Consider the following 20,979-nt stretch of genomic DNA (forward strand, 5'->3'; position numbering starts at 1 on the left):
AAATAATTATGGAAAATTCAAATCAACACTCAAATAAAGGAAACTATAAAACATTTTTTTTAATGTTAGGGTTATCATTTATAGCTATGTATATAACAATGTACTTAAATACCTATGCCATAGATCACGTATATTTCAGCTTGACTCGTTTTTATATGGTTTGCTTAGGGATTTCAACAATGGCAGTAATTATGCTGTTATTCATGCTGAAAATGTATAAAAACAAAAAGAAAAATATGGCAATACTTATAGGAAGTCTAGTGCTTTTTATTAGTGCGTTAGGATTAGTTAGAGCACAAGCACCAATTGTAGGAGACGTACTTTGGTTAAAAGGTATGATTCCACATCATTCCATTGCTATATTAACAAGTGAGCGTGCAGACATTCAAGACCCAGAAGTTAGAAAACTGGCTGATGATATTATTGAAGCGCAACGAAAAGAAATAGAAGACATGAAAGCAATGATAAAAAGATTAGAGAATGAAAAATAATAAAATAGTTATTTACATAGGGATATTAGCAATTGGACTCTTTTTAGGATGGTTTCTTTTTGGTAATTCATCTTCCAAAGAAACTGAACACAATCACGAAGCAACAGCAGAAACCAATCAAATGTGGACGTGTTCTATGCATCCACAGATTATGCAACCAGAAGCTGGCGATTGCCCAATTTGCGGTATGGATTTAATTCCTGCCGAAAGTAGTGCAGATGGTTTAATGGCAGACCAATTCAAGCTAACAGAAAACGCAATGGCTTTGGCAAATATTCAAACGTCAATTGTAGGCAATGGTAAAACAGAAGATAGTACAGTTAAATTATCTGGAAAAATTGTAGAGAATGAAGAAGCGAATGCCGTTCAAGTCAGTTATTTTTCAGGAAGAATAGAACGACTTAATGTAAGTTTTACAGGCGAAGAAGTTAGAAAAGGACAGCTATTGGCAACTATCTATTCGCCAGAATTATATGCAGCTCAACAAGAACTCATTACAGCATCTTCACTAAAAGAATCACAACCTGCATTATACAAAGCTGTGCGCAACAAATTAAAATTGTGGAAACTCTCTGAAAATCAAATTAATCAAATTGAAACTTCTGGTAAGGTTAAAGAAAATTTTCCGGTATATGCAACGGTTTCAGGAACAGTTTCTGAAAAATTAGTAGAACAAGGCGATTATATCAAACAAGGACAGCCTTTGCTCAAAATAGCAAATCTAAGTACAGTTTGGGCAAGTTTTGATGTGTATGAAAATCAAATCGATGTATTTAAAAAAGGACAAGAGATTTCAGTCACTACAAATGCTTATGCTAATAAAGAATTTAAAGCTAAAGTAGATTTTATAGATCCTGTTTTAGATACCCGAACAAGAACTGTGAAATTAAGAGCTGTACTTAATAATAAACAGGATGTTTTTAAGCCAGGAATGTTTGTTGAAGGAAAAGTTAAAGGAATGACTTCAAGTAAAGAACAAGTACTGACCATTCCATCCACAGCCGTTTTATGGACAGGAGAGCGTTCTGTCGTGTATTTAAAAACCAGTCCAGACCAGGCCATTTTTGAAATGCGTGAAATTGTTTTAGGCAATCAAATAGGCAATAATTATGAGGTTTTAGATGGTTTGAGTAATGGCGATGAAATAGTAACAAATGGAACATTTACTGTTGACGCAGCAGCGCAATTACAAGGCAAAAAATCTATGATGAATCAATCCAAAAAAGAAGAATCCATGGTTTCAATGGAACATATGGAAATGAAATTTCCTGAGAGTTTTCAAAAGGAATTCAGAATCATACTAAAAATGTATCTAAATATGAAAGATGCTTTTGTTCAAAATGATACTAATAAAGTTTCTGATTTTGCTAAAACCATGTATTCTAAAACTAAAACTATTGATGCTAGTGGTTTAGCAAATATGGAAACAACACACTTCAATAAAACTAAAGAAATGATAATGGCTATTTCTGAAAATAGCGATATTGAAAAGCAACGCTCTCATTTTGTAATACTCAATGAAAACATAATAGCTATGGCTACAAATATCAATGATTTAGATACGACATTATATGTTCAAAAATGTCCAATGGCAAATAATAATAAAGGTGCAATATGGTTAAGCGCTGAAAAAGAGATTAGAAATCCATATTACGGAGACGCAATGTTAACCTGTGGAGAAGTAAAACAAGTCATAGAAAAATAATAAATCAAATAATAACAATTAAATTTTAAAAAAATGAACAAAGTAATTTTAAGTGTAGCTGCAATAGTAGCTATAGGATTAACAAGTTGTAAGAACGAAACCAAAAAAGTTGAAGAAACTACGACTATGGAAGTATCAAAAGAAATGGCTATGACAGACCTATCTTTTGGTGTAAGAGGAAATTGCGGAATGTGTAAAAACACTATCGAAAAAGCAGCTAACGGTGTTGAAGGTGTTTCAAATGCCAATTGGGATGTCGATAAAAAGAAAATTGATGTCTCTTTTGATGATACCAAAACCAATGCAATGGCAATTCATAATGCAATCGCAGCTTCAGGATATGATACTGAAAAGGTAGCAGGAAGTGAAGATGCTTACAATAGTTTACCAGGTTGCTGCAAATATGACCACGAAATGATGATGAATCAATCAGGTGAAAAAGAATAGAGATAACAATTCAGAATACTAAAAATTTGAAATAATAAAAGGCTGTGTGAATGAGTTTGTTTTAACTCATTTGTGCAGCCTATTTTATAGTAATAAACCAACAGAAAAGTTTAACACATTATATTTTAACTTCTTTAGCATCCCTTTAGATTTCAACACTACTTTTGCCCTATAAAAATTGAAACCTAATGATAAAGCAAACGCTTACAATACTTTTACTATTTATTTCATTCCTTGTAAACGCACAAGAAACAATTACTATTACTGGTCAAATTATAGACCAAAAAACTCAAGAAACTTTGCCTTTTGTTAGTGTTTCTGTAAATGATGAAGCCACTAATGCCATAGTTACAGGAAGCATTAGTGATGATAATGGGCGATTTGAAATCAAGGATTTAAAAACAGGAAAGTACATCGTAAACATTACCTATTTAGGTTTTGAAACGGTACAGCGGAAAATTGCTTCTGGCGGATTAAACCCAATTTTCGATTTAGGTAAAATAGAACTAAAACCCTCTGCTGAAGCTTTAGATGAAGTGACCATTGAAGCAAAACGAGCGACTGTAAATTCAGCATTGGATAAAAAGTCTTTTAGTCTTACTGATAATGTTGCACAATCTGGTGGTTCTGTGGTGGATGCTATGAAAACAATGCCAGGTGTTGCTTTCGACCAAGAAGGGAAAGTGGTGCTGCGTGGTAGTGATAAAGTAGTGGTTTTAATAGATGGGAAACAATCAAGCCTTACAGGTTTTGGTAACCAAAAAGGTTTAAGCAATATTCCTGCATCTAATATTGAACGTATTGAAATCATCAACAATCCATCCGCAAAATACGATGCTAACGGTTTTGCAGGTATTGTAAATATCATTTATAAAAAGGAAAAACAAACAGGACTAAATGGAGATATAGGACTTTCTTTTGGGTTGGGTGCCTTATCGAAACGAAAAGAAGACACACCAACAGATTTTGGTAGTTTTTCAGTTAACCCAAAATTGATTCCAAGTTTGAATCTTAATTATAGAACAGATAAACTTAATTATTTTCTTCAATCAGAATTCATCATTCAAGAAGCGTTGCCTAACAATGAATTTACAACAAGAAATTATGATGATGGTCGTAATATCATTTCGCAAGTTCCTGAAAACAGAAGACAGTTTCGTTCTATAATTACAGGTGGCGTAGATTGGGAACTCAGCGATAATGATGCCATCACATTTTCTGGAATGTTTGATAGGGAAAAGCATATTGACACCTCGCAAGTCGCATTTATCAATTTAGATAATAATGTTCGTAATCGTTTATATACTTGGAAAGAAGAAGAGGTTACAAGCTTTATAAATGTAGCAGCCAATTACAAACATAATTTTCCGCAAGCAGGTCATTCGTTATCTGCAAATGCACAATATACAAGAGGTTTAGAGGATGAAAGCTACTTTTTAAACGATAGTTCTGCGGTTCGTATTGGTAGAGATATGACTAATATTAGAGCGATTGAACACACCACAAGTGTGTCAACAGATTATGCCCGTGCATTAAGTAGCGGTAAAATTGAAGCTGGAGCAAAAGTGAGATTTAGAAATTTACCTGTGGATTATACGATTAATAGAGGAAACCAGTCTATTATTTATCCCGATTTGGGCGATTTTTCAAAATGGAAAGAAAACCTATATGCGTTCTACGGAAACTATCTTTTAGAAAAAGAACGTTTTGATGTTGAAGCAGGTTTACGTGCAGAACAGACAGATGTGTCTTACGTTTTAGACTCACAAAATGCTTATTATCCAAGTAATGATAAATATGATTATTTTGAATTATTTCCAAGTGTAAGATTCACATATAAATTGAATGATAAAAACAAGCTGTCATTATTTTACAATCGTCGAGTAGACAGACCAGGAGAACCCGAATTGCGCATCTTTCCAAAATATGATGACCCAGAATTATTAAAGGTCGGAAACCCGTATTTACGTCCTCAGTTTACAAACAGCGTAGAAGCAGCGCATCGTTATAATTGGGGTTCAGGTTCATTATTTTCAGCCATTTATCACAGACAAATTAAAGGTGCTTATCAACGCATTTTTAGTGTAGATAATAGCAATCCAGATTACGATATTGTCAACCGAATTTACCAAAATACTGGCGAAAGCACCAACACAGGTATCGAGTTATTATTCAGTCAAGACTTAACTGAAAATTGGAAATTAACAGCAAGCACCAATATTTATCGAAATAGTATTAATGCTTTTGAAGGTACATTGTTATTTCCATTTGTAAGACCATTTAGTATTGCCAAATCATCAGACACAGCAGGAGATTTTAAAATTTCAAATTCGTTTACTTTACCTTATGAAATTGAAGCACAAGTTACCGGATTGTATTATTCAAAACGAAACATTCCACAAGGCGAAGAGTTGGCACGTTCTTCAATAGATTTAGGCTTAAAGAAATCCATTTGGGATAAAAAAGGAGAAATTACATTATCGGCAAGCGATTTATTCAACAACTTCGGATTAAGACAACGAATCAAAGGAGAAGGGTTTACCGCACTTTACGAAAACTATTACGAAACCCAGATTGTAAGATTGGGAATGAAATATAAGTTTTAAAACTTAAGATTCTCTTAAACAAATCTTTAGATTTCAATATTACTTTTATTTGATAATTCTTAAAAACTATCTAAAATGAAAAAAATTACATTTTTCGTATTAATGGGAATCGCTGTCAGTTTTATGTCCTGCGATGACGATAGTAATGCGCCGCAAAAAGTGAAAGAGACCTTTGCTATGAAATTTCCAAATGCAACTAATGTAGAATGGGAAAAAGAATCAGATACAGAATGGGAAGCAGAGTTTAAGCTTAACGGAAAAGAGCACTCTTCAAATTTTATGCAAGATGGTACTTGGATAGAAACTGAATACGAAGTTTCTGAATCTGAAATTCCACAAGTAGTTATGGATGCAATGAATACCAATTTTGAAGGCTACGAGATTGAAGGAATGGAGCTAACCGAAACCAAAGATGGTAAAGCCTATGAAATGGCAATTGAAAAAGGCGAAAGTAACATGGAGGTTATTATAGATGCCAACGGAAAGATTATAAAAAAAGAAAACAAACAAGAGGATAACGAAAATGAAGACGATGAAACGGATAATGATTAATAGCAAATTTCCCTTTAATTCCTCTTTAAAGGCGCACCTCATTGTAGATGCGCCTTTTTTATTAAAATAATGTTAATTGAAATTTACTTTAGATTTCCTTAAAATCAACTTTAGAATTAGGTACTACATTTATACTATTATTAATTTAAAAAACGATAAAAAATGAAAACATTAAAAGTAATATTAGGAGCTTTTTTAGTAACAACAATATTTGCTTTTGCTTCAGGAGGAGACAAAGCACCGCAAAAAGTGAAAGAAGCATTTGCAAAAAAATTCCCTACTGCTAAAAAAGTAAAATGGGAAAAAGAAAACGCTACCGAATGGGAAGCAGAATTCAAAATGAATAAAGTAGAATATTCTGCTAATTTCTTGGAAGATGGCACTTGGAAAGAAACAGAACACGAAATTGAGGAAAAAGACATCCCACAAAATGTAAAGACCGTATTAGCCACTAAATTCCCAGGATATGAAATGGAAGAGGTAGAAATCTCTGAAACCAAAGATGGAATGGTCTATGAATTTGAAATAGAAAAAGGAGAAAGCAACATGGAAGTTGTAATAGATACAAATGGTAAAATAGTAAAACAAGAAGTAAAAAAAGAAGACGATAAAGAAGATAAAGATTAATGTTAAGTTAAGTTTTTCATAATAGTTTGATTGGTTAGTTTTTTTGATAAAGAGACCCTAGTTTGTGTGCCAGATTAGGGTCTTTTTTATTTTCAAATACGCTTAAAAATATCTTCCATTTAGAGCCATAATTCGATTTTACATTATCACTTAAATTAAAAGAGTCATATATAATGAATCTAAAAACAGTTTTTAAGGCAGCTTTTCTTTTGCTGTTGGTTATTTCTTGTAGTCCCAAAGTTCCTTTTGAGGTTCAGGAATCGTTTACCAAGCAATTTAAAAACCCACAAGATGTTTGTTGGTTAAAAACTCATGATAGTACTTGGGAAGTTTCTTTTTATCAAAGAAAATTTTATTACAAAACTGTTGCATATAGTGATAGCGGGAAGTGGATGTCTACCAGAATTGAGGTTTCAGAAGATAGTGTTCCAAAACAACTTTTGTCAGCACTCACAAAACAAGTGCCTGAAGCATTTCTGATAAAAATTTACAACAAAAATACGTCCGAAAATAATCAGTATCAATTAGAAATTTTAAGCAAAGGGAAAGTTTATGTCGTAGCTTTTGATACAACAAGCAAGTTAGTTGTTTTGGAAAAAGAAACAGACAGAGCCAGAAATGATTTTGTAATAGAAAATGATTAATATAAAAAAAGGCCTTCCAAAACTGGAAGACCTCTCTCAACTAAATTAGGGTTAGGGATTATCTAATTTAATCTTAATCACCATTACCGTCATCATCGTCATCACCATCACCTGTTTCGGTAAAATTACCATTGGTATCAAAATGAAGCTCTAAGCCAGTATTTAAAGTTACCTCATAGCCACCATCACTTTCCGTTTTTGCCTGTAAAATATTTTCATTTGGATAATTAGTACTAATATAGTCTAGCACCATTTGTGGTAATGTTGAAGGATCAATAACTTGGTCATCATCTTCGTTTTCGTCGTCATTATCATTTCCATTGTTATCATCTTCATCAACACCAACGCCTAGAAAAGTACCATTGCCATCAAAGACTAAAACAATACTGTCATCGAGTTCTATTTCGTAGTTACCATTATTTTCTAGCTCTGCTTCAGTAATAGTGTTATTTGGATAGTTTACAAGAACATAATCCAAAATACTTTGTGGCAGATCTTCTGGATTAATGTCTGTGTCACCAAAATCATCAGTTCCATCATTATCAATACCTAAAAAAGCACCATTGCTGTCAAAAATAAGCTCAACACCAGTATTTAATTCCACTTCATAATTACCGTTATCTTCAATTTCAGAAGTCGCGATAGTTTCACTTGGATAATTTGTAGAGATGTAGTCTAAAATGGTTTGGGGAACTGTTGCTACATTTATAGAATTATCGGCTCTTGATGCTATTAAGTTTGCATTTGTTGGACCGTCTGGAGTTGTATTGGGATTGTCTTTTGAACAAGAAACTATGCTTACTGTCACTAACACTAAAAGTATTGTTGTTTTTATTGTTTTCATACTATTTATTTTTTATTGAACATTTGTTTTTTATCAGCTTTTAGTTTTGCTTCATGCATTTAGGGATTAAAATTAGAATGGTAGAGTTGTTCAATAAATAGAAAATAGTTTTTGATTTATTAGTGCAAGTTTAGTCTTTAAATCTAAAGATTTGTTTAAGACAATCTAAAGAACACTTGAGATTTCGTCTTTGTATATCCAACTATTAAATGGGTTGTAAAAAATCATTAGGAAAATAAAAGCGAAACAAAATTCATACAATTCCCATTTACGTTCAGCAGGAATAATAACAATGATAACCGTAGAGATTATGAATGCTAAAACGTGATGCGCTTCCATTATAGGAATAGCAAAATCATCCATTAATTTTTGCGCTCGATGAAAAAGAAGGTAGACAACTGGTAAAATCAATATGTAAATAAGTAAAGTTCCAAAAATGATTTTGCTAAAAACAAGCTTGTTTAGACTTATGTTACCAATGGTTAAATTGTGAAGATTGGTTTCTTTTTGAAGGTTGTTCTCTACAAAGAAAGCGTTTGATTCAATATTAAAAATACGCTGTCCCCAAGAAATTTCCTCGCCAGCAGCAAATAAGAACAATAATGCCATTAGTATCATCCCAAACTTCCAAGAGCGTTGTTTTATTGACCAACTTTTCAAAGTTTTGTAGAACAGTAATATACAGCTCGACAAAAGAAACAAAAATGTAAACCATTCTATAATGCCATCTTCAGCTGTAAAAACGGAATTAAAATATAATTCGTTTGCGAAAGACAAGTAAAGACCAAACAACATCAGCATAAGTAATAGGCTATAACTAATAAACTCTAATCTGTTGGGTTTTAGACTTGGCACCATTATTTTGGATTTAAAACGTTTTACTTAAATAAAAACCATATTGATTGTTATCTATTTGTGGTATAAAAGTAACCCCTTTTACTTTTTTAAACGGGTTCCATTTAATGATTGGATCAAAGAGATAAACCAATTCTGTAACTAAAATACCTATGCCAGCACTCACAATAACATCACTAATCCAATGCGCATTGTTCATTACTCTAAATGCACCAGTCGTAGTCGCAATTGCATAACCACTATAAGCTAAATAAGGAGAGGTGTCTTTAAATTCCTGATATAATATTCCAGCATTGGTAAACGCAAAAGATGTATGACCAGACGGAAATGATTGTAGGTCATCACCACCGTTTGGTCTTCTTTTATTAGTCCACTTTTTTAATCTGAAGGTAATAAAATCTGAAACGATAATAGCAATAGTTAAATTCTTGGTTTGGTCAAACCAATGATTTTTAGAAGGAACACCAAAAGCATCAGCAGCATACATTTCAACTATGGGAACATAGCGCGCATAATCATCAAATCCAAATGCAAAATCGTTGCCAACGGCATTTCGTACATCACGCTGAAAATTCTTTTCAAAACCACTTCCGCTTATTAATGTGCCACCAATAATCAAGGATGCTGGCAGAATACTTTTTTGAAGAAAAGTTTTGTCTTTCTTTATTTTAATTGAGATTGTGTCTTGTTGCGCGTTTACACTAGGTATAGCTGTCATAAGAAAAAAAACTATCAATAAGTATTTTGATTTCATAATTCATTTTTTTAAAACTTAAACTTACACGCCAAATCTTAATAGATTCTAAAGATGGTCTTGCCAAAGTATGATTATATGCGAGTAATGAACTTTAATTTTTCTTTAGATTCTGCAATTACTTTCGTGAACAATTAAACTTTCAATTTTATAATTAATGTCTAAACTATTCCCGAAGCGATTTGCTTTACTCAAAGCCTATATTGGTTTGTTTTTAATATTATCGTTTATAGTAAGATTAAGTTTCTTGATTTGGAATTTTTCCGAAGTAGATAAAAACCTATTCACGTTAGGCAACACATTTGTCATTGGTTTTTTATTTGATGTGGCTACGATTTCGTTTTTTGCAATTCCGTATATTATTTGTCTATTGCTTTTTCCAAAACGCTTCTATGGTTCGGTAGTCGATAAAGTTATTACCTATTTTGGTTTTTCATTAGGAGTATTAATTGTGTTCTTTTCATTTTTTGGAGAATTTACTTTTTGGGACGAGTTTCAAAGACGCTACAATTTTATTGCGGTAGATTATCTCATTTACACCTATGAAGTTGTAAAGAACATCAACGAGTCTTATCCACTACCGATTTTAATTTCTACAATGTTGGCTTTGGTGTTTGCAAGTATATTTATTGTCTATAAATTAGGATATTTCAGTAAAGCTTTTAAAAGTGAAACACCCTTTAAACCTAAATTGATTGCATCCATGCCTTGGTTTTTAATTGTAGCTATATGCATATTTTTTGTAACAAATAAACAAGCTGATTTTTCTGAAAATCGATATAATAACGAACTCGCAAAATCTGGAATCTACTCATTCTTTGCAGCCTTTAGAAATAACGAATTGCCTTATAATGAATTTTATAAAACCATTCCAAAAGAGCAAGCGTTCCAAACCGTTAAATCCAGTTTTTCAGATTCAAGAAATACGTTTATAAATCCAAATGTAAATGCTATTTACAGGTCAATTGTAAATTCAGATAGCATCTCAAGACCATCGAAGCCTAATGTCATTTTCATTTGTATAGAAAGTTTAAGTGGTAGCTTTTTAAAGACATTTGGAGGTAAAAGTAACATTACACCAATTTTGGATTCGCTCGCAAATAAAAGTCTGTTTTTCGAAAATTTATATGCCACAGGAACACGAACCGTAAGAGGTATGGAAGCCATTACCCTATCCATTCCACCAACGCCTGGGCGAAGTATCGTAAAACGAAAAAACAACCAAGGCTTATTTACAATTGGGGAAGTCTTTAAAAAACAAGGTTACGAACGCAACTTCTTTTACGGAGGCGATGGCTATTTTGATAATATGAACACCTATTTTGGAGGTAATGGATTTAATATTGTGGATAGAGGTCGTGGGTTTTTATTAGATAAAAGCATTACAACCACACGAACTAATATTGAAGATGACGAAGTAACCTTTGAAAATGCTTGGGGAGTTTGCGACATGGATATTTACAATAAAGTACTGAAAGAAGCAGACAAAGCTCACAAAACAGGAACACCTTTTTTCGATTTTGTAATGACCACTTCAAACCATAAACCATATACCTATCCAGAAGGTAAAATTGATATTCCTTCTGGAGCAGGACGTCATGGTGCAGTAAAATATACAGATTATGCTATTGGCGAATTCATTAAAAAGGCAAAGCAGAAACCGTGGTACGACAATACGGTTTTTGTCATCATGAGCGATCATTGCGCAAGTAGTGCAGGACGATGGGAATTGGATGTGAAAAACTACCACATTCCTGCATTAATCTTCAATTTGCCAAATCAGCAACCAGAGAAAGTAAACAAACTGGCGTCTCAAATAGATGTGTTTCCAACCTTGTTTTCGGTTTTGAATTGGGATTATGAATCTAATCTCTTCGGAAAAGATATTCTATCCATGCAACCAAAAGATGAACGCGCATTTATAGGAAACTATAGAAAGTTGGGCTATTTAAAGGATGACAAAATATTGATTTTAGATGAACAGGCAAATGCGAATTTCTACTCTTGGAATCCATCTGATAATAGCTTAAACACTATTCCTTCCGAAGAAAAATTTCAAAATAAAAGCATTTCATTCTATCAAGTAGCTGATGATTTGTACAGAAACGAGGGTTTAAAAATAAAGAGCGAATAAATTGATAGACATACATTTCATAGTAAATCCAATCGCTGGCTCTGGCCATCATAGTTTTTCTGAAACGTTTCTTCAAGATTATTTTGAAGCGGACATGTATAATATAATCATTAAATCTTCAGGATATAAAGGTCATGCCATTGATTTAACTAAAGAGTCCATACATCAGCAAGCTGATATTATTGTGGCTTGTGGTGGAGATGGCACCATAAATGAAGTGGCTTCAACCTTAGTTGGTACAACCATTCCTTTGGGGATTGTTCCTGTTGGTTCTGGTAATGGATTGGCTTCTAATTTGAACATTCCACGACATATAAAAAAAGCACTCTATATCATTAAGAATAACCAATGCACAACGATTGACGTGGGTTGTGTGAACCAACGTTACTTTTTTAGTAATACTGGTTTTGGTTTTACTGCCAATGTTATAGAAAACTATGAAGCGTCACAAAAAAGAACATTACTGTGTTATCTAAATGCGTCCTTAAAATCCTTTAAATACTATAATAAAAAGGAAGAAATGGTCATTTCTATTGATGATAATATTGAGGTGGTCAATCCTTTTTTAATCTTCATTTCAAACTCAAATGTTATGGGTTATAACATGAGTCTTACACCAAAGGCATCTTTAACAGATGGTCTTCTAGATGTTATTATAGTGCCAAAAATAAGCAGGTTGAAAATGTTATTTTTCGGGTTTTGTATGCTTATGAAAAAGCCAGAACTGCTTAAAGAAGTCAAATATTATCAAACAAGTAAACTGAAATTATCCCGAAAACAAGGTGCGTTTTTCGAATCTCAGATTGATGGCGAAATATCAAAAATTAATGACACAACACTTTCAATATCAATTAAAAAAGAATCTTTAAGTGTCTTAATATAAATCAATTAATGTGTTGGGAGGATAGCTTTAAATTTTCTTAAGATTTCCCAACTACATTTATCATAAAATAAACTGCATATACAGAAAGCTACTTTAATTAAAACACCCAATTAATGATATCAAAGCATCTAAAATTCTTATGGCTGTTATGCACAGTTTTATTTTTATCCACAATTCCGCTTCAAGCTCAAGACACAAGTGAGACAAAACCACAAGTTGGAACAACTCAAAAAATAGGCGATGTTATTCTCTTTGCGTTACCAGTAGCCACAGTAGGAACCTCATTTGTAATAGGAGATGAAAAAGGAGCATGGCAATTTACAAAAGGACTTTTGCTTACAGCTGGAGTAACTTACGGATTAAAGTACAGCATAAATAAACAGAGACCGGATATGAGTAATGACAACTCGTTTCCGTCTGGCCATACCTCTACAGTATTCCATAGTGCAGGGTATATTCATAGACGCTATGGGTTTAAATATAGTATTCCAGCCTATGCGCTTGCAGGTTTTACAGCAGCAAGTCGAATAGATTCTAAGAAACACGATATCCTTGATGTATTGGCTGGAGCAGCTATAGGTTTGGGGAGCAATTTACTTTTTACTACAGAATATCAACAAGAACACATGGAACTTACCTTTAACAGTAATGACGGAAACTATCTACTCGGTTTCACCTATAAATTTTAACTGAACTATATTTTTTTAAAATGAAAAAAACAATTTGCCTTTTAGTGGCTTTCATGCCTTTTATGGTCTTAGCCCAAGACATTGATTCGCCTTCAGAAATTAGAAGAGAAACAACTTATGAAGTATTAGGAGATTATGGGCAACATGTACCAGCGTTAACTTCTTTGGTTATGATTATTGCAAAAAAAGACAAAAAAGGATTCTGGCAGTTTACAAAATCGTATGGTACGACTTTGGCTCTAACCTACGGACTAAAATATGCTATTGATAAGCCAAGACCAGATGGTAGAACAGACGGTAAAGCATTTCCATCAGGACATACATCTGTAGCCTTTTCTGGAGCTTCTTTTTTACAGCGTCGCTATGGTTGGGAGTATGGAATACCTGCTTATGTTGTTGCTGGATTGGTAGCATACAGCAGACTAGAAGGTATTAATGAAAGACACGATGGTTGGGATGTTTTAGGTGGTGCATTGGTCGGAATTGGGAGTACCTATTTATTTACAACACCTTACCAAAAAGAACATTATGAACTCACGTTTAGTGGTGGAGACGGAAACTACTTGCTTGGTTTCAAATATAAATTTTAGACAGGATGAATTCAATAGTTTGCAAAGTAAAAAAACATTGCCTCGATTTGCTAATGCACAGTCGTTGTAAAGTGTTGCCATTTCATTGTGTACAACACACTTTGGAAGTGTACAAAAATGTACAAACTATTGGTAAGCAAGAAGAATGTAATGCAGAGGAATTAGAAATTTTGAAAATAGCTGCACTATTTCACGATACAGGAGTTTCTGCCACTTATAAAGGTCACGAAGATATAAGTGCCAATAAGGCACATCTATTTTTAAGCGATTTAAAATATCCAGTTAACAAAATCGTGGAAGTGATGAACTGTATCAGCGCCACTAAAATGCCACAAAATCCTAAAACAAAGTTAGAGCAGATTATTTGTGATGCCGATTTATTCCATTTGTCCACGAAAACATATATGCTTAAAAACGAATTACTACGTATAGAATGGAAAACCTCTATGGATTTAATATTTACAGACCAAGATTGGTTTAAGCTAAATCTCGATTTTTTATCAGAGCACCACTACCATACAAACTATGGTAAAAATGTACTTCAAGATAAGAAGCAAAAGAACATGATGTTAATGGAACAGCTAAAAGCAGATGCTATGGCTAAACCATTTCAAGAAAGAACAAACAAGGACGTAGAAAACTAAAAATTGATGTATATGACTAGTATTTAATGACTACAACTAAATTTATAACCAGTATTGCCTTTTTTCTAATTACAATTGTAGGTCTTGCACAGCATAAAATAGCTATCAATGCAGAACTAGACACGATTAACCATACCATTAAAGTAAAGCAAAAAGTGGTATTTTACAATACCTCTAAAGACACCTTAACCCAAATTTTACTACACGATTGGGCCAATAGTTATTTAGATAAAGAAACACCATTAGCCCAACGTTTTGCAGAAGACTACAGACGCAATTTTCATTTTGCGAGTGATTTTGAACGTGGTTATACTAATATAGATTCCATTAAAAACGAAGCAAAAAGCTCATTGAAATGGCAACGTTTTAATGGTATTCAAGATGTTTTAGAAGTCGAATTAAATGAACCTATTGCGCCTGAGGATAGCATGCAAATCTTTTTTTCATATTCGGTTAAACTTCCAGATGATAAATTTACAGGGAACGGTTACACCAATAAAAAAAATTACAATCTACGCTATTGGTATTTAGTTCCTGCGGTTTATGACACGGAATGGGAAGTGCATAGCAATAAAGATTTAGGAGATTTTTATGCACCATTGGCATCCTATAATATCAAATTTAAACTTCCTACTAATTATACATTAACTTCAGGTCTTAAAGAATCTGAAAAGGTCATAAACGGAAATAAAACGATTTCGGTTTCAGGAGACAATCAGCGAGAGGTTAAATTATATATTCAGAAAACAGCTGATTTTTACTATCTTAAAACAGATGAATTTGATTTGGTTACTAACATTTCCGCAGACAAAGTTGAAGATTCAATAAAATTAGAAACAGCCAATAAAATTGTCACGTTTCTAAAAGATAATTTAGGTGATTTTCCGTTGGAAAAACTCATCGTTTCAAATATCGATAAACGCAAGAACCCTATTTATGGCTTCAATCAACTTCCTGAAAAATTCAGACCTTTTTCAAATGAGTTTCAGTTTGAAATATCCTTGCTAAAAAGCACGATTGATGCAATGTTAGAAAGCACTTTAGTCATTAATCCAAGAGAAGAAAAATGGGTTACAGATGGTATTTTGGTGTATTTGATGATGGATTATATGGACAACTATTATCCTAAAATGAAATTAGGTGGTACACTTTCAAAAGTTATTGGTTTGCGCTGGTTTCATGCAGCGGATTTAACCTTTAACGAACAGTATTATTTGGGCTACAAAAACATGGCAAGACGTTTTATAGACCAACCGCTGGGAACACCAAGAGATTCATTACTAAAATTCAATTATAATATAGCAAACACATATAAAGCTGGTCTAGGTTTTAAATATTTAGAAGACTATTTGGATGATAAAACGGTAAGCAAAAGTATAAAGCAATTTTATTTTAATTACAAGCTGAAACCGACATCTGCAAAACAATTTCAAACGGTTATTGAATCTTTAGCAGAGAAGAAGACCAATTGGTTTTTTGATGAATTTATTGCAAAGAATGATAAGCTAGACTTCAAATTCAAAAGCGTTAAAGAAAGAGGGGATTCATTAATTATTATTTTAAAGAATAAACGGGAAAACACGATGCCAGTTTCTATTTCATCCATTAAAGACGATAAGGAGATTGACAAGATTTGGATAGATGGTTTTCTAGATGAAAAACAAATCATCATCAAAAACAATAATGCAGATAAGCTGGTTATTGATTACGACAGAAATATTCCTGAAGTGAAACGTTCAAATAATTATAAAAATCTTAAGGGAATATTAAATAAGCCACTACAAGTCAGGTTGTTGAAAGATGTTGAAGACCCAAGTAAAAATCAAACCTTTTTTATGCCAGTTATTGAGTTTGATAATATTTATGATGGTTTAACACTTGGCGGAAAACTCTATAATAAGACCATAATAGCAAAACCATTTATTTACAAAATTACACCGACTTATGGTTTTAAATCCAAAGCCTTAATAGGTTCGGCCTCTTTAGTATTAAATGAACAATTTAAGGAGTCGGGTTGGTACTCTTATAAGATTGGTCTATCTGGAAACAGAACCAGTTATACGCCAGAATTATTTGCCAATAGCTTTACACCTTATATCGATTTCAATTATAGAAGCAAAGATTTAAGGAGTAATTTAATACAAACCATCACATTAAGAAATGTTACTATTTCTAGGGATGTTGATGTAGAAGTGCCATTAGAAACACCCAATTATAGTGTGTTTAATACTAGGTACATATTTTCCAACTCTAATTTTTCCAACAGTTTTGTCTTTCAAGGAGATTATGAATTATCTAAAAAATTTAGCAAAGTGTCGGTTACAGCATTTTACCGAAAATTATTTCTTGATAACAGGAAAATCAGTTTAAGGCTGTATGCAGGAACTTTCTTAAACAACAAAACACAAGCAGATAATGGCTATTTTGATTTTGCGTTAGATAGACCAACAGATTATTTATTCGATTATGATTACCTTGGAAGGTCTGAAGACGAAGGTTTATTTTCTCAAGAATATATTACTGCCGAAGGTGGTTTCAAATCCATTTTAGAGACCAGATTTGCTAATCAATGGATAACGACTTTAAACGGAGAAGTGAGTATTTGGAATTGGATTCACGCTTATGGCGACGTTGGGTTTTTAAAGAATAAAGGTGTAAGCCCTTACTTTGCTTATGACTCTGGAGTAAAATTAAGCTTGGTAGAAGATTATTTCGAGTTGTACTTACCAGTAGCATCAAATAATGGTTTCGAATTAGGGCAAAATAAATACGGAGAAAAGATTAGATTTAAAGTCACGTTAAGTATTTCCACACTCATAAAATTATTTACAAGACGCTGGTATTAATATAGATTTCAATATGAATATAAATTACAATAACATAATTAAAACGATCACAATATTAAGTTTTGTCTTATTATCTAGTACCAACTACGCACAACAACTTGAAGATTCACAAACCTTCGAAATGAAAGATGGAACAACCTTTACCTATACCAAGCCCAAGTTTTTTGATATGTTTCGGTACATTCCAAATGATGTATATGAATTTGGAAAATATACAGTCCAAAAAGAAAACTTACTTTATACAGGAATGGCAGTTGGTGGTACGTTAGCGTTAATACCATTTGACCAAAAATTATTGGACAACGCACAAGAATTAGGCGAGCCACTTGGATTAGCAGAAGATGTGAGCTATACTAGACTTTTAGGTATAGAGGTGCTTCCAAAAGATATTAATGGAACAATTTATTATATCGGAAATGGATTAACACCAATTCTGTTAAGTGGTGGTTTTTATATTTCAGGAAAAATTAATAACGATTATCGTGCATTGAATACATCAAGTGAATTAATAGAAGTGTTGTTATCTTCTGGTGTAAGTACACAAATAATCAAAAGAATAACAGGAAGACAAAGCCCAAGTGCAGCGATTGAAAGCGGAAACCCAGGAGGTCATTGGACACCTTTTCCAAGTTTTAAAGCCTACCAAACCAACACACCAAATTACGATGCTATGCCATCTGGCCACATGACCACTTACATAGCGACGCTTACTGTTATCGCAACTAACTATCCAGACGTTAAATGGCTTAAGCCAGTAGGTTATACAATAGCAGGAGTTATGGCTTTTCAAATGATGAGTTCTAGGGTACATTGGGCTTCAGATTATCCATTTGCCATTTTAATGGGTTATGTTATAGGTAAAAATGCAGCCAACCGAAGAATTAAAAAAGAAGTAAAACGCGATGTTACAGGCGAAATAATCGAACCACGATTTAAAACCAATTTCACGTTTTCGTCACATTCAGGTTATAATATGGCAGGTGTTGTGATTACGTTTTGAGATATTATTTTAAATTATATTTAACTTCATTTCAACTGAGCGGACAATATATTTTTTAACTTGTTAGATTAATCTAAAAAGTAGAAAAATTGTTCAAACTCGGAATAACTTTTGAAGCCTGTTTTCCTGATGAGGAAAGAGGCGAATTAGGGGAATATTTATCAGGAATTAATAAAGCAGACCTACTCAAAATGGGTTCTTTTTTCTTAGGGTTTAATGTCGAAAAATCTAGATATTCAAACATTCCTCATTTTTTGCAAATGTTTTTCGGTCCAGAAAACTCTGATTTTGCACAAGCTATTTATACCAATATACTACGATATATAGAAACAACAGAATACCCATTAGAAATTTATGAAGTTCCTTATGTCGTTTCAAGTTTGAAACTGTTTGAGTTTATTTTTGATTCGATACCTAATGACCAAGAAACCACAAAAACAAATAAGCAAATTGAACAAGATACATTTAAAGCTTATGTATTATTAAATCAGATAACGATTACAGATAGATTTCTTATAAGTAAGCAAATTAAGGAAGAAAATAATTTAAGCCCTACACCTGCTCAGGCCTTATTAGAAATAAGTTTTCATAATAGTGACCTCATAAACTATAGAGTTGATAAACTTTATGAATGCCAGTTTAAAAGGGCTTTGCTTTATTTTGAGTTTTTATCAGCACAAGCCAATTGTACCACATTACTTAACGCTTTTTATGCACATTATGAAGTTACCGGTTATAAAGATTATTTAAAGCGTCTATTCGGAATAGTTTATTCGGTTTTAATGATGGACAAGGAATCTCACGTGGAAATTCATCTTGAAGAACAAGAAAGCATGGCATTCATTGATAAGCATATTGCCAATGTTGATGAATTAATTACTGAAGTCGATTTTCTAAATGTTCGTAGCAATCCGCTGTATAAATTTGAAGAAGATAAATACAGAATCATTTCGCCTTTATTCACTATCGAAATGATGTACAACGGTTTATTTTTTAGATTGAAAGCTATTAATGAAGAGTTGGCAAATGGAGATAAGGTGACTAATTTTTATAATCTCAAAACATATCAGTTTAGCGAACAGTATGTTTTATCTAAACTTTTAAAAGAAATTTATGGTAATAGATATGTTCAAAAAACGGGTTTAGAGTTAGATGGCATTATAGACGGTGCGCCAGATTACTACATGCGTAATGGAAAATATATTCACGTTTACGAATCTAAAGATATCTTAATTACCAAAGAAAGTAAACAATCATTGGATTATAGGGATTTAGAAAACGAATTAAGGATTAAACTATTTGAAAACGAAAAAGGTAGTCCGAAGGCGGTAAGACAATTGGTTGAAACAGTAAGAAAAATATTGAATAGCGAAGCTGTTTACGATGCAAATATACCTCTGGCAAGGGTGCATATATTTCCAGTATTGGTTCTGCATTACAGAATGTTTAACGCAGCAGGATTAAATAGTGTCATTAATTCGTGGTTTGATGAGGAGTTGGCAAAATTAGAGGCATTGGGTTTGGATGTTTCCAGAGTGCACAGTTTGGTAATTATCGATGTTGAAACTTTAATGTTCAATAAAGATGCGCTTGTTAAAAGAAAGATAACAGTTCAAAATGCCTTTCTTGAATATGAAAAAGAGTATCTAAGATTCAATATGGCCAATGCTAGACCAAAACCGAGAAGTATGGTTGAAGCAAATAAATTAATAGAAGATTCTCTGATACCATTTTCTTTTTATTTAGATAATAAAATTGAAAAACTGGGTTACAAACGCTCAGGTAAAGATTTGCTTGAAAAAGCAAGTGTCTTATTTGATGAAGAAAACGAATAGCTTATAATGTATGATTGATGAATTAAGAAAACTATACATACGTTTTAATTATACTGATGAAAACGGTTTCATTTTCAATGCGCCAACTTTAAATAAAGGAGAGCATATCTCAATAGGTTTTGATAATAAAAGAAAAGAATTTAATGTACATTTTACCGATGATAGTATTAAAGAACTAGGAGCAAAAAGAAGGACGTTCATTTTTGTGATTTCTGCATTCCGCTTTTTTCTTTTCTTAAAACGTTTTGAGGTATTTTACAATCAGAGTATTCTTAATCTTGTATTTAGCTCAAAAACTAACTTTGGTAAGTTAAAGAAACACAAGCTAATCATAAATACGTTTATGACTTCCGATGAAGCTGAAGAAAAACTCATTCATAAAAGGAAAAAAGGGAAACATTGGAAATTTAGAGAGAACTTTGATTTTGATAATATCCTAGAAAACTATAAATATATTGAGGAGTCCGATTTATCAAACAATAGCTTTTATTACGCTTATAAGTTTAAGAAGAACAATTTATCGGTACAAGGGATTATATTTAAGATTGAAAATTTAAATAGTATCTATTTCATCCCAATTAAAAAATGGAATCGATTTATGAGGCAAATGGCTATTGCTATGTATAATTATTTCAATACATATCCAACCGAAGAAACTTTGCCTTTCAGACAACTAATGTACGAGCGTCTTAAACATCCCTATTTAAATGATGAAGTTGGTAAGGAATAGTAAAATTAGCCATTTCTTCACACTCAGCACATTTCCTTACATTTCGTTACTCTACATTCCGAGAAAAGAGCTTCACTAACAGAAGTCTTGAACACAATTCCAA

At 32.7% G+C, this 20,979-nt stretch carries 19 protein-coding genes; 16 read left to right on the top strand and 3 right to left on the bottom strand.

The features are described 5' to 3' along the window. Positions 1 to 8: 8 nt before the first annotated feature. The 7 genes from M890_RS0110705 (at position 9) to M890_RS0110735 (ending at position 7,072) form a co-directional block, all read left to right on the top strand. The gene (locus M890_RS0110705; RefSeq protein WP_028283541.1) at positions 9 to 491 is read left to right on the top strand and encodes a DUF305 domain-containing protein; all 483 of its coding nucleotides are present in this window, start codon (positions 9 to 11) and stop codon (positions 489 to 491) included. Beyond that, a complete protein-coding gene (locus M890_RS0110710) occupies positions 481 to 2,196 on the top strand; it encodes an efflux RND transporter periplasmic adaptor subunit (RefSeq protein WP_028283542.1) in 1,716 nt (571 codons plus the stop codon). The genes M890_RS0110705 and M890_RS0110710 overlap by 11 nt, the downstream gene beginning before the upstream one ends. Positions 2,197 to 2,229: 33 nt before the next feature. After that, on the top strand, positions 2,230 to 2,643 hold the full coding sequence (locus tag M890_RS0110715; RefSeq protein WP_028283543.1) for a heavy-metal-associated domain-containing protein: 414 nt from the start codon (positions 2,230 to 2,232) through the stop codon (positions 2,641 to 2,643). Between the two features lie 188 nt (positions 2,644 to 2,831). Next, positions 2,832 to 5,249, top strand: a complete 2,418-nt coding sequence (locus M890_RS0110720) for a TonB-dependent receptor (protein WP_028283544.1) — start codon at positions 2,832 to 2,834, stop codon at positions 5,247 to 5,249. Positions 5,250 to 5,324: 75 nt separating this feature from the next. Then, positions 5,325 to 5,801, top strand: coding sequence for a PepSY-like domain-containing protein (locus M890_RS0110725; protein ID WP_028283545.1), 477 nt, complete (start codon positions 5,325 to 5,327; stop codon positions 5,799 to 5,801). 162 nt (positions 5,802 to 5,963) lie between these two features. Then, the gene (locus M890_RS0110730) at positions 5,964 to 6,428 is read left to right on the top strand and encodes a PepSY-like domain-containing protein (RefSeq protein ID WP_028283546.1); all 465 of its coding nucleotides are present in this window, start codon (positions 5,964 to 5,966) and stop codon (positions 6,426 to 6,428) included. Positions 6,429 to 6,601: 173 nt separating this feature from the next. Continuing rightward, positions 6,602 to 7,072 carry a hypothetical protein gene (locus M890_RS0110735; protein WP_028283547.1) on the top strand — a complete coding sequence of 157 codons (471 nt, stop codon included), beginning with the start codon at positions 6,602 to 6,604 and terminating at the stop codon, positions 7,070 to 7,072. Positions 7,073 to 7,145: 73 nt separating this feature from the next. On the opposite strand, the gene M890_RS0110740 is transcribed toward M890_RS0110735, so the two are convergent. The 3 genes from M890_RS0110740 to M890_RS0110750 all read right to left on the bottom strand — a co-directional run bounded on the left by M890_RS0110740 (position 7,146) and on the right by M890_RS0110750 (position 9,525). Beyond that, on the bottom strand, positions 7,146 to 7,916 hold the full coding sequence (locus tag M890_RS0110740; protein WP_028283548.1) for a PepSY-like domain-containing protein: 771 nt from the start codon (positions 7,914 to 7,916) through the stop codon (positions 7,146 to 7,148). A 165-nt stretch (positions 7,917 to 8,081) separates the two neighbouring features. Next, positions 8,082 to 8,576, bottom strand: a complete 495-nt coding sequence (locus tag M890_RS0110745) for a hypothetical protein (RefSeq protein WP_157243275.1) — start codon at positions 8,574 to 8,576, stop codon at positions 8,082 to 8,084. Between the two features lie 208 nt (positions 8,577 to 8,784). After that, positions 8,785 to 9,525, bottom strand: coding sequence for a phosphatase PAP2 family protein (locus tag M890_RS0110750; RefSeq protein ID WP_028283550.1), 741 nt, complete (start codon positions 9,523 to 9,525; stop codon positions 8,785 to 8,787). 157 nt (positions 9,526 to 9,682) lie between these two features. Between M890_RS0110750 and M890_RS0110755 the strand changes: the two genes are divergently transcribed. The 9 genes from M890_RS0110755 (at position 9,683) to M890_RS0110795 (ending at position 20,876) form a co-directional block, all read left to right on the top strand. Beyond that, positions 9,683 to 11,659, top strand: coding sequence for an LTA synthase family protein (locus tag M890_RS0110755; protein ID WP_028283551.1), 1,977 nt, complete (start codon positions 9,683 to 9,685; stop codon positions 11,657 to 11,659). Between the two features lies 1 nt (position 11,660). Beyond that, entirely contained in the window at positions 11,661 to 12,542 is an 882-nt protein-coding gene (locus tag M890_RS0110760; protein ID WP_028283552.1) for a diacylglycerol/lipid kinase family protein, read from the top strand. A 113-nt stretch (positions 12,543 to 12,655) separates the two neighbouring features. Continuing rightward, positions 12,656 to 13,231 carry a phosphatase PAP2 family protein gene (locus tag M890_RS0110765; RefSeq protein ID WP_028283553.1) on the top strand — a complete coding sequence of 192 codons (576 nt, stop codon included), beginning with the start codon at positions 12,656 to 12,658 and terminating at the stop codon, positions 13,229 to 13,231. A 20-nt stretch (positions 13,232 to 13,251) separates the two neighbouring features. Then, positions 13,252 to 13,821, top strand: a complete 570-nt coding sequence (locus tag M890_RS0110770; protein WP_036597444.1) for a phosphatase PAP2 family protein — start codon at positions 13,252 to 13,254, stop codon at positions 13,819 to 13,821. A 53-nt stretch (positions 13,822 to 13,874) separates the two neighbouring features. Next, positions 13,875 to 14,465, top strand: coding sequence for an HD domain-containing protein (locus M890_RS16045; protein WP_051437509.1), 591 nt, complete (start codon positions 13,875 to 13,877; stop codon positions 14,463 to 14,465). Between the two features lie 26 nt (positions 14,466 to 14,491). Beyond that, positions 14,492 to 17,311, top strand: a complete 2,820-nt coding sequence (locus M890_RS0110780; protein WP_036597445.1) for a gluzincin family metallopeptidase — start codon at positions 14,492 to 14,494, stop codon at positions 17,309 to 17,311. A gap of 13 nt (positions 17,312 to 17,324) precedes the next feature. Further along, a complete protein-coding gene (locus tag M890_RS0110785; RefSeq protein WP_051437510.1) occupies positions 17,325 to 18,311 on the top strand; it encodes a phosphatase PAP2 family protein in 987 nt (328 codons plus the stop codon). Between the two features lie 89 nt (positions 18,312 to 18,400). Next, a complete protein-coding gene (locus tag M890_RS0110790; protein ID WP_028283557.1) occupies positions 18,401 to 20,146 on the top strand; it encodes a hypothetical protein in 1,746 nt (581 codons plus the stop codon). A 10-nt stretch (positions 20,147 to 20,156) separates the two neighbouring features. Then, positions 20,157 to 20,876, top strand: a complete 720-nt coding sequence (locus M890_RS0110795) for a hypothetical protein (RefSeq protein WP_028283558.1) — start codon at positions 20,157 to 20,159, stop codon at positions 20,874 to 20,876. Positions 20,877 to 20,979 lie beyond the last annotated feature (103 nt).

The organism is Olleya marilimosa CAM030 (genome assembly GCF_000518485.1).
Lineage (GTDB): Bacteria > Bacteroidota > Bacteroidia > Flavobacteriales > Flavobacteriaceae > Olleya > Olleya marilimosa.